The sequence below is a fragment of the Umezakia ovalisporum Ak1311 genome (assembly GCF_029891685.1).
GTDB lineage: Bacteria > Cyanobacteriota > Cyanobacteriia > Cyanobacteriales > Nostocaceae > Umezakia > Umezakia ovalisporum.
This window is the reverse complement of the sequence record NZ_JANQDJ010000069.1, coordinates 69,610-80,398: the sequence shown is the minus strand read 5'-3', so window position 1 is coordinate 80,398 and position 10,789 is coordinate 69,610. Positions and strand designations below refer to the sequence as shown.

The 10,789-nt window shown below is 42.2% G+C and carries 10 protein-coding genes; 4 read left to right on the top strand and 6 right to left on the bottom strand.

Features of this window, described 5'->3' with window-relative positions; genetic code table 11:
* The first annotated feature begins 327 nt into the window (after nucleotides 1-327).
* Nucleotides 328-1,179 (top strand): DNA adenine methylase, encoded by an 852-nt coding sequence (locus tag NWP25_RS13730; RefSeq protein WP_280699605.1) that lies wholly within the window; start codon nucleotides 328-330, stop codon nucleotides 1,177-1,179.
* Between the two features lie 179 nt (nucleotides 1,180-1,358).
* Entirely contained in the window at nucleotides 1,359-2,042 is a 684-nt protein-coding gene (locus tag NWP25_RS13725) for a hypothetical protein (RefSeq protein ID WP_280699603.1), read from the top strand.
* Nucleotides 2,043-2,215: 173 nt separating this feature from the next.
* Here the strand turns inward: NWP25_RS13725 and NWP25_RS13720 are convergent, their stop codons facing one another.
* A complete protein-coding gene (locus NWP25_RS13720) occupies nucleotides 2,216-2,794 on the bottom strand; it encodes a hypothetical protein (RefSeq protein ID WP_280650999.1) in 579 nt (192 codons plus the stop codon).
* A gap of 115 nt (nucleotides 2,795-2,909) precedes the next feature.
* On the opposite strand from NWP25_RS13720, the gene dprA reads away from it, so the two are divergent.
* Nucleotides 2,910-4,028, top strand: a complete 1,119-nt coding sequence (dprA, locus tag NWP25_RS13715; protein ID WP_280650998.1) for a DNA-processing protein DprA — start codon at nucleotides 2,910-2,912, stop codon at nucleotides 4,026-4,028.
* 8 nt (nucleotides 4,029-4,036) lie between these two features.
* Here the strand turns inward: dprA and NWP25_RS13710 are convergent, their stop codons facing one another.
* Both NWP25_RS13710 and NWP25_RS13705 read right to left on the bottom strand, forming a co-directional pair.
* Entirely contained in the window at nucleotides 4,037-5,560 is a 1,524-nt protein-coding gene (locus tag NWP25_RS13710; RefSeq protein ID WP_280650997.1) for a class A beta-lactamase-related serine hydrolase, read from the bottom strand.
* 109 nt (nucleotides 5,561-5,669) lie between these two features.
* Nucleotides 5,670-6,407: an RNA methyltransferase gene (locus tag NWP25_RS13705; protein WP_280650996.1), complete on the bottom strand. Its 738-nt coding sequence runs from the start codon at nucleotides 6,405-6,407 to the stop codon at nucleotides 5,670-5,672.
* Between the two features lie 156 nt (nucleotides 6,408-6,563).
* Between NWP25_RS13705 and NWP25_RS13700 the strand changes: the two genes are divergently transcribed.
* The gene (locus tag NWP25_RS13700) at nucleotides 6,564-6,869 is read left to right on the top strand and encodes a DUF6464 family protein (RefSeq protein ID WP_280650995.1); all 306 of its coding nucleotides are present in this window, start codon (nucleotides 6,564-6,566) and stop codon (nucleotides 6,867-6,869) included.
* A 524-nt stretch (nucleotides 6,870-7,393) separates the two neighbouring features.
* Here the strand turns inward: NWP25_RS13700 and NWP25_RS13695 are convergent.
* Genes NWP25_RS13695 through sufC form a run of 3 tightly spaced genes read right to left on the bottom strand, consistent with a single transcriptional unit; the run spans nucleotide 7,394 to nucleotide 10,789 of the window.
* A complete protein-coding gene (locus NWP25_RS13695) occupies nucleotides 7,394-8,656 on the bottom strand; it encodes a SufS family cysteine desulfurase (RefSeq protein WP_280650994.1) in 1,263 nt (420 codons plus the stop codon).
* Between the two features lie 10 nt (nucleotides 8,657-8,666).
* Complete coding sequence (gene sufD, locus NWP25_RS13690; RefSeq protein WP_280650993.1) at nucleotides 8,667-10,007, bottom strand: Fe-S cluster assembly protein SufD; 1,341 nt, start codon at nucleotides 10,005-10,007, stop codon at nucleotides 8,667-8,669.
* Nucleotides 10,007-10,789, bottom strand: a complete 783-nt coding sequence (gene sufC, locus NWP25_RS13685) for a Fe-S cluster assembly ATPase SufC (protein WP_280650992.1) — start codon at nucleotides 10,787-10,789, stop codon at nucleotides 10,007-10,009. Before sufC ends, sufD begins: the two co-directional genes overlap by 1 nt.

The window sequence follows — 10,789 nt, the reverse complement described above, 5'->3', positions numbered from 1 at the left end:
AAGTTAGCACATCTAAAGTAATGGATTATATTAACGATCCACATCATGATAGACATTGAATGCAGATAAATCTGCTTGAGTCGGTTTTCCACCCCGGTTTAAAAACACGGGGCTACCAACCTCCCATATTATTTACGTGTGGATACAGCAACTTCCGGTGTGGTGATATACGGTATTGGCGGGCAAGATGCTGACCCCACAAAAGTTTCATGATTATGATTTGTACTTCATAAGAACGAAATCTGGTGCGTAAGCATGAAAATATAATGCCAATTCGGTTACTCTGTGGAAAACATAATGTTCCACAAATATGACACCCCGTTCCAAATGCTTAAAAGTCCATTACGTTATCCCGGTGGTAAACAAAAGGCAATTCCTCAAATTGCTCACTACCTGCTTCCTAAATTTAAGGAGTTCCGCGAACCTTTTGTTGGCGGAGGTTCTGTATTTTTTCATGTGTCACAGAAGTACCAGTATATGCATTGCTGGGTGAATGATCTGAACCAAGAATTATATTACTTTTGGCATCAGGTCAAAACCAACTTGCCAGAGCTAGTTGAGTCGGTGTGGAAAGTAAAAAAACAGACAACAGATGGAAGTACCTTGTTTAAATCTCTCGCCACCGCAGATACAAGTACCATGAGTCCACTATATCGTGCGGTGCGGTTTTTTGTTCTTAACCGGATTACCTTTTCGGGAACGATTGAAAGTGGTGGTTATAGTAGTGCTTCTTTCGAAGGTCGGTTTACAGATTCTTCCATTGAGCGGTTAGCAGCCTTGGATGGTTGTTTTATTAATACTCGTGTGACTAATTTTGACTACAGCACCCTACTTACTGAACCAGGGGAAGATGTATTTATATTTCTAGATCCACCTTATTTTAGCAAAAGTGAATCTAAGCTTTATGGTAAGAAAGGTGATTTGCATAAGAGTTTTGACCATTCTCGCTTTGCCAAGCTAATGGCGGAGTGTTCACATAAATGGTTGATCACTTACGATAATTGTGAACAAGTGCGGCGTAACTTTGCCTTTGCCTACATTTATGAATGGGAGCTACAATACGGCATGAATAACTACAAGCAGCAGAAGGCAGGCAAAGGTAAGGAACTATTCATTACCAACTACCCTGTTGAATCATACAATTTGCCTACAATCATGGAGGTTATAAGAGGAAAGTAAAAACGAGTTTATCGTCCCAATTTGGAAGAAACTCTTGCACGCGAGAATCTACCAGTATTTAAATAGTTAAGTCTTCAAACCCATTGTCTTTATTTTTTAAACATAACCTTAGTTAAGATATCTCTAGTTTAAAAATTTATGGCACGGTTTGAGTAAAAAAAATCTGGAACACCCTAAATATGTATGAAAAAAATCAGTATAAATCTAAAAAGCTTAGATTGAAAAAATGTAAGGCTTACCAATATTGGTTGCGTTTATTAGCCGCAGCCAATTTAACAGTGTCTATTGTTGTGCAACCACAAATGGCTACAGCAGCAGGAAGTGCAGGGGCAAGAAAAATTAGTGATAACACACTCTATAAATGTTCTGGAATTGCCTATGAAATTCTCTTTGAGCAAGGAAATGTTTTTAGTGCTAGGAATGAACTAACTATTGTTTGTTTAACATCAATAAATCAAGCCAGATGGATTATTAAAGCCAGTTCAGAATGTGATCTGAATCAGCCAACTAATGGTTTGTGTAAAGGAAATGTTGGGCTATCCTTAGAATCATCCGTTACCTATCCTAGAGATGCCTCAAATTTCCAACCAGGATCTCTAATTCGACATAGCTATCGCTTTCGCAAGGGAATACTTGGAGAGTTTTGTAGGCTTGAGCCTCCTATTATTCATGATCTAACGGATAATGACCAAGAGGAAAAAGTCTGGATATGTGAAAAACATAGAAATCTTGGACGCACTTCTTTATCTACTACGGGAGATAATTTCCTTATGGAAATTGGAAGTTTTGAAGAGCAAGAGCAAAATTTTAGTGCACACTATCCTTATAGTGCCATCCACAAAGAAAAGCGATCGCGTCGGTAGAGAGGGAATTCAGAACTTGGTTAAGATTTTTTTTAAATTCATTTACCCATATTCTGTCATTTTCCGGAATAAGCAAGTAGTAAAGAAGCTAAATCATGCAGAAGCATAACAGGGTTGAAATTGATTTATTGCGGCAATTAAATGATTGAATTCCAGTAAGAAATCAGTATCCCTTAGTTAGAAGGGGGTGTCAACTCATTCCATAAACGCTCTAACTGACGCTGCCAAGCTGTTAATATTTGTTCTCTGGCTGCTGAGGTTTGGTCAATTTCACCTAATAATCCTTCTGCATAGAAACGTTCTAGGTTTTGCATGGTGGCTTGAAGAGTTTGTCCTTGCTGTTTTGCTGTCTGGATAATTTGCCGGATGCGACTTTCAGTCAGACGATGGAAAACATGATCTAAACCAGCTTCAAATAAGGATACAAGTCGAGCGATGGCGCTGACAAAATCTTGATTGACCAAGGTTTCACTGTTGTGTTGATAAACTGCCCAAACTACAGTGTCAAAAAAAGCATAGCGGACTTCTTGGGTGTCATCAAAGTTGGCTTCTAAAAACTGTGCTAAAAACGGTTGGGCTTCTTGGATGGGGGCAATGGGGAGTAGCACTCGTAACCAAGTATTATCTTCAGACAAGAGTACCAACAGGCGAAAGCTAGAAGTGTCTACTTGCCAGGACCCAGGGGCTATGGCTGTTACTTGTGCTGTACTAAATAATTCTGTGAGGGTATCTGCAATTTGTTCTGGTGTCATGGTGTGTTATGAATTTTCAGTTTCTAGGGTAACGGTTTGGGACTTCTACAGGTAGCGATGGCACAGTTGAGTGCCAGATAATTGAATACAATTGAGTAGGTGTGAGGATAGGACAGTGGTAGAAGAAAGAGCATATTGGCTAGCTTGGGGGGGAATTTCTGGAGTTGGACCGGTGTTAATACAACGGCTACAAAAGCATTTTGGCACATTACACGAGGCTTGGAATGCTACCAAAGTTGAATTGGCAAAAGTTGAAGGTTTTGGTGTTCAGACATTAGAGAAAGTAGTTCAACAGCGATCGCGTTTGCATCCTGAAGAACTACTGAAACAACACCTGGTGGAAAACCCCCATTTCTGGACACCAGCGGACGGAGATTATCCCCGAGCACTGCTAGAAATTACCAGTCCACCGCCAATTTTGCACTATCGGGGTGAGGTGGACTTATTAGAAAATCTGGGGCAAAAGTCATTGGTAGCCATTGTGGGGACACGCCGACCTTCAGAGTACGGTATTCGTTGGACGCGTCACATTAGCACAGCTTTGGCTAAAAATGGCTTTACAGTTGTTTCTGGGATGGCGGAGGGGATTGACACAGAAAGTCATTTTGCCGCCATGAAAGCAGGGGGAAGAACAATTGCGGTTTTAGGGACTGGTGTAGATGTGATTTATCCCCAAAAAAATCGAGATTTGTACAAGCAGATTTCTAGTCAAGGGTTAGTGGTGAGTGAATATCCGGCGAAAACCCCCCCTGATCGTACTCACTTTCCCCGGCGTAATCGCATTATTGCGGGTTTAAGCCGTGCTGTTTTAGTAATGGAAGCGCCTGAGAAGTCTGGGGCTTTGATTACGGCTGCTTATGCCAATGAATTTGGCAGAGATGTTTATGCTTTACCTGGAAGAGTAGATGACTATCCATCTCAAGGGTGTTTACAACTACTGAATCAAGGTGCTTCTCTGGTTCTCAAAGAATTAGACGAACTGCTCAAAACCTTGGGAGCAATACCAAAACTGGATACAATTTACCCTGCACCAATTCTAGAAGCAATGAAGTCGCGGAATTTATCCCCAGAACTGCAACAAGTCATGGATGCAATTGATGGTGATATTTCGTCCTTTGATTTGATTGTCCAAAAAACAGGGCTGGATACTGGGTTAGTTTCCGGTGGATTATTAGAATTGGAACTCATGGGGTTAGTTTCGCAACTACCGGGAATGCGATACCAAAAAAATTAATTTTCTCCCTACCTGGAGGGAAAACTTTGTGGAGTGGAGAATTGGGGTGGAATGGGATTTGGGGTGATGGTGGTGCTCATATTTTGATTTCCAGGGAGATTCATGACTGAATTAGGTACATTTTGGCTGAATTGTTCATAGGCTGTGCGAGAAATAGAGCTAATTAGTTTTTCCGCTCCGGGGTCATTGTTGGAGCGTTGTATCATTACAACGGCGATGTAACGTTTGCCGGTGGGGATATCAATTAAACCAACATCACCCAACATTGTGGCGATGTCGCCGGTTTTATGGTGTATTGTTGCTTCTACTCCTAAACCTGAAGGTAGTAGATGATTGCGCTCTGTACGGCGCATAATATCCAAAATCAAATCTCGCGATCGCATGGTGACCAAATTACCTTGATTGACCATAGCCAGCAAATTTCCCAATTCTTTGGGGCTAGTGGTGTTTGTTCCTGTTAAATCTGGCAAGGGGTTACGAAGTGCTGTAGCTGACAATCCCCAACTTTGGAAACGCTGGTTTAGTGCCTGTATACCTCCCAGTCTGGCAATGAGCATATTGGTTGCTGTGTTATCGCTGGTGGTACTCATGAGGGTAGCCAGTTCTAGGGCGCTGTACTGGGTACCCACTTGTTGGTGTTGCAGATTTCCCGAACCAGTGGCCACCATATCTTTTTCCATGGTCAGCATTTCATCGAGGCGGACTTTACCGGCATCGACATCTTGGAAAAAGGCGATGAGAATGGGCACTTTGATTGTACTAGCTGCGGGGAAGCTGATGGAGCTATTGACATCTACATAACCACCAGTTTCTAAATCCACAAAGAAAACTCCTGGTTTAAGATTGGGGTTTGCAGTTGCCAAATTTTGCACCGCATCTTTTAGGGGGGTAATTTCCTGGGATAAATATAAACCACCAGGGGCAAGGTTGGCCATGGGTTGTGGCTGATTTTGTCCTGTGTTTTGTCCTGTGTTATGAGATTGTGCTACAGAATTACTGGACATACGAGTGGCCGGGTCAAAGACTGACAAAATTGTGCCCACAATGGCACCAACACCAACCCCGACAATCAATAAGCGCAGAGCATATAATGCAGTTCTGGCCATTGGTTTCAAACGAGTTTTACGGGATATTCGTTTGACAAGTTTAGGGTTTAGTTGTTTCTCTACCCCGGGGGTTTTAAACCTAACTGTTTTTGCAGGTAGTGGTGGTGTCATTTTATTGACATAGGCAATGGGTTTCACCCCTGGTGGCATGACTGGTCTTGATTTTAACCTCCCTACCTCAGCAGGAGATAGCCCAGGGATGATGTTACTGTGGCTCCTGGTTAAGGCTACTTCTTTTTTGATGGGGCGTTGCTGCTTTAGTGGTACTTTGATTTTTTTCTTGGTCACTTTTTGACCTTGACTGTGAGCTTGGGGGGGTTTTGTTGGTTGACCCCGGGATAAATTTCTGAGGTTTTTAGTTGATTCTGACACTGTTACTCCTTGTGACTTACTCCCATGTTTAACCGCCGACTCCCGACCCAACATTCATTTCTGAAGCAAGCTGGATGGGGAAGTCACTTTTTGTTGCTTACTGGCTTTTTGTGTTTAGTTTAAGCTATGTTAGGTGTTTTGGGACAAATAATTAAAAGTTAAATCATAAGTTTTCATGATTAAGTCGGTTTTTAATGGCCCATCCTATTTGTCTCAAAATGCCTCGCAGCATAGCCACTTCTTTAGTTTGTAGGTGAGCGCGATTGTACAATTGCCGGAATTTAGCCATGCGATGGTTGGCTGTATGGGGATACAAATAACCAATATCCAGTAGTAGAGATTCTAATTGCTGGTAGTAATTTTCCATGAGATCCAAAGTTGCCAGTTTTGTTTCACTGGGGGGTGGGGTGTCTGGTGTTATGTATTGTGCGAGTTCATAGCAACAAATCCCCACGGCTGAAGCTAAATTCAGGGATGAATAATTTTCACTGGTGGGAATGCGAACAAATCTCTGGGCGTAATTTAATTCTTCATTACTTAAACCTCGGTTTTCCCTGCCAAAAATCAGTGCGCTTGGTTCCTCCGGTGACTCCAGTAACCAAGGTAAAGCTGTGCGGGGATTTTCTAAAGGTGCTTCCCAATCACGTACAATAGCCGTGGTGGCCATGGCTCTGATACATCCCTGTAATGCTTCTGGTAGTGTGGATACTAATAATGCTGATTTTAAAATTTCTTTGGCATGAACTGCCATTTTCAAAGCTTCTTCCGCCAGTGGATTGCATTGGGGATTGACTAATACTAAGTTATGTAAACCGAAATTTTTCATTACCCTGGCAATTGACCCTACATTCATAGGGCCTGCTGGTTCCACCAACACAATTCTTAATTGAGTTAAGTTCATTTTTGGTTTCTCCACTCCCATCTGAAAATAGTTTATTTTTTCCCAAAACTTACCAGATGGCTGTGTGGCATTGCAATGTGCCAGAAATTTTCCCAGTGGGAAAATTTCTGTCACAGCATAAAATAGCAGTCAGAGCATAGAAGAGGGTAAGATGAGGTGTTGAAGACGCTGTTAATGATTATTGTTAGTTTATTGCCGTCATTGTTTTCCCTGTGGGTAATTCGTAAAACCTCTTGGCGTAGACCCTTGGGGATGAGACAAGCAGCCATGAATTTGTCAGAAAGAGCGGTTGGGGAGGGGGCGGGGCCTAGGGCTGGAGGCGAGGGCTATTATTTGGAAGGTGTGGGTTATCTCATTGGTGATATTAGTTGTAGATTTAATGCTCGGTCTGGCTATGTGCGCTGTGCTGTTAACCCCTGTGGTCCTTGTGAGGGTTGTCGTTACTATGAACCCAAGGAATAGACTGCTAGTGAGGAGTTATGTTAAGGGTTGACTGTTGACTGTCCGAGTTGTGCGTCGGTGATACAAAATTTGAGCAATTAATGAGTCTATTCTTAATAGACAATGAACTTTATCTGGGTAAAACGCAAAAATTGTAAGTTTTTATTGCAGGATTCAACACTTCTGATGTTAAGGCTATTTTAGGGATGAGCATATGGAAGTATTGTTGGGTGGAATTGTGAATGAAAGAATGATTACAGAGTATAAGAATCTAGGACTTACCCATTGACAGGATGATGATAAAGCACTTTCCGGTGTGGTGATATACAGTATTGGCGGGGAAGATGCCCATACCACAAAAGTTTCGTGATTATGATTTGTACTTCATAAGAAGGAAATCTGCTGTAAAGTAGGGGATTTAGAAACGGTGTGGTTTAGATTTTTAGTATTTTTTATGTGGGTAAGTGCTAAAGTTAATTAAAACAAAATAATTTAGTTAAAACAGTTCAAATTTCTAGGTCAGGTGGGAACGACCCACCTGGTATTTAACTAAGGAAGGGAGCAAAAAAGTCTAGGGTTTCTTTCAGGGCTTTGATGAAAATGTCAATTTCCGCAAGGGTGTTGTAAAAAGATAAACTTACCCGTGCGGTTCCCGGTAAACCTAAGTAACGGTGTAATGGTTGGGTGCAGTGGTGTCCAGAACGAATAGCTATGCCTTCTTGGTCTAATAGTGTGGATAAGTCGTTGGGGTGAATATCTGGGATTGTGAATGCAGCCAAAGCAGCTCTACCTTCGCCCTTGAAGTTGGGTTTTGGTCCGTAGAGTTGAATTTTGGGAATTTGCTCTAGTTGTTGAAATAAATAAGCGGTGAGTTCGGCTTCGTAGGCGTGGATTTTATCCATACCAATGGTACTGAGATAATCTACCGCAGCTCCCAGGGCGATGGCTTCAGCAATTGCAGGTGTACCAGCTTCAAATTTATGGGGTAATTCTGCGTAGGTAGAATAATCCAAATACACATCTGCAATCATTTCTCCACCGCCAAAAAATGGTGGCATTGATTCTAACAGTTGTAATTTACCATACAAGAATCCTATGCCGGTGGGGGCGCACATTTTGTGACCGGATGCAACTAACCAATCACAGTTGATTTGTTGAACATCCACTGGCATGTGAGGTATGCTTTGACAGGCATCAATTAAGAATTTCGCATCGTATCTGTGAGCAATGGCGCCGATTTCTGCCACTGGGTTAATGCAACCCAAGGTGTTAGAAACATGGCTGACTGCAACCAATTTTGTCTGGTGGGAAATCAGTTTTTCCAACTGTGGTAAATCAAAACAGCCTTCTGGTGTCAGTTCGACAAACTTTAATACTGCACCGGTTTTTTGTGAGACGAATTGCCAAGGAACAATATTACTGTGGTGTTCCATGACGGAGAGAATAATTTCATCTCCTGGTTGCAAGTTGTTCATACCCCAGCTGTAGGCTACCAAATTAATGGCTTCACTGGCGTTGCGGGTATAAACGATTTCCTGACGTGATGCAGCATTAATGAATTTGGCGATTTTATTTCGAGCTGCTTCATAAGCATCAGTGGCTTTAGCACTTAGGCTATGGGCGCCGCGGTGGACATTGGCATTATATTGTTCGTAGTAGTGCTGTAAGGTGTTTAATACGAACAAAGGTTTTTGGGAAGTGGCTGCGTTGTCGAGATAGACCAAAGGTTTTCCGTTTACTTTTTGATGTAAAATCGGGAAATCATGGCGAATTTCATCAGCTAGGGTTTTGGTAGTGGTGAAGGTCATGGGTAATTAATTAGTCACTAGATAAAGACTGGAGACTATTGACTATGTGGAAGAGAATTTGTTGGAGAGACTTGACTGGTACTTGGTTGATGATTTCCGCAGCAAAGGCGTTAATCAATAACTTACGCGCATCATTTTCGTTAATTCCCCGACTTTGGAGATAGAAGATTTCATCTTCTTCCAACTGGCTAACGGTGGCACCATGGGCACATTTAACGTTATCTGCGGTAATTTCCAGCTGGGGTTTGGTGTCTACTTTAGCTTTTGATGATAAAAGTAAATTTTGATTTAACTGACTTGCATTTGTTAACTGGGCTGGTTTGGGTACAAACACTTTACCATTGAACACGGCATGGGCGTGGTGGTCTACAATGCACTTATGTAGTTGAGTGCTGGTACCATGGGGATAATTGAGTGCAATGGCGCTGTGGGTGTCGGCTAGCTGTTTTTTAGTAATCATAGTCAAACCGTTGAGGGTGGTTACGGTGTCCTCGCCGGCTTGAAAAATCTCTAAGTTGTGGCGGGATAACTTAGCGCCAAAAGTCAGAGCATGGGAGGTATATTGACTATGACGACTTTGGGTAACGGCTGTTTTGCCTATATGGAAAGCTTGTGGATGTTCCCGTTCAATTCTAGTATGACTGATTTGAGCATTGTCACCCAGCCAAATTTCCGTAACTGCGTTGGTGAAGTAAGGTTTTGGTGTTGTTGTGCTTTGGAGGTGAGTAAAATCTTCCACCAAAGTTACACTACTATTAGTTTCCGCCACTACCAGACAACGGGGCTGGGAAATAATTTCTTGGTCACCAGTAACGGAAATAAACAAGAGATGAATGGGGGTTGTGACAATTACATTTTTAGTAACCCAAACCACAGCAGCATCAGATATACCAGCAGTATTGAGGGCTGTAAAGACTTCCTGTGAACCTTCAGCTTGTGCTAAGTATTGTTTGATATTTTCTTGCTGAGAGGGGGAAAAATTAGCCAAGTTACCCACCACTACCCCAGGGGGTAACTCTCCAACTGCTGATAAGTGGGGGGTATAAATGTTATTGACAAACACTAAACGACTATTAGCAGCTTCGGGTAAAATCAAGGCTGAGATGTCAACTGATTGTGGTTGTGTTTCTAGATGAAACTGCACCTGACCCAGGGCTGATAAATTGGTAAAACGCCATTCTTCTGCGCGGGTTGTGGGGATGGTTGAATGACGTACCCAATTAACAGCACCCTGGCGTAATTCTTGCAACCAAGCCACGGATGTTGGTGTGGTTACTTGAGCTAACAAGTTGGTTAGATAAGTATCTTTATCTAAGGAAGGGGCTGGAGTAGGAGAAACTGAAATTGTCATTACACACCCACCTCAGCAGTTTCTAACACCCAGTCATAACCGCGGGATTCTAATTCCAAAGCCAAATCTTTACTACCACTGGTGATGATTCTGCCATTGGCCATGACATGGACAAAATCCGGCACGATATAATTAAGTAAACGTTGGTAGTGAGTAATCATGATTGTGGCATTTTCTGGAGTTGTTAATTGATTTACGCCATTAGCCACAATTTTGAGAGCGTCAATATCTAAACCTGAATCTGTTTCGTCTAAAATACTTAATTTTGGTTCTAGCAAAGCCATTTGCAGAATTTCATTGCGCTTTTTTTCACCACCAGAAAAGCCTTCATTGAGACTGCGGCTCAAAAATGCGGGATTCATTTTGACGATATCTAACTTTTCTGCAATTAAATCATCAAAATCAAACGCGTCTAATTCTTGTAAACCTTGGGCTTTGGCGCGGGAATTGTAGGCTACCCTTAGAAAATCTAAGTTGGTGACACCGGGAATTTCCAGGGGATATTGAAAGGCTAAAAACACACCTGCTCTGGCCCGTTGTTCTGGTTCCATTTCCAGGAGATTTTGACCTTGGAAAATCACCTCTCCGCCGGTGACCTCATAGGCGGGGTGTCCGGCTAAGATTTTGGAAAAAGTACTTTTACCAGAACCATTGGGTCCCATAATGGCATGAATTTCGCCGTAGCGAACTTCCAGGTTTAATCCTTTTAAGATGTCAGTTCCGTTGACATTGGCTGTCAAATTTTTAACCGACAGCACTACTTCACTATTTTCAATAATCAT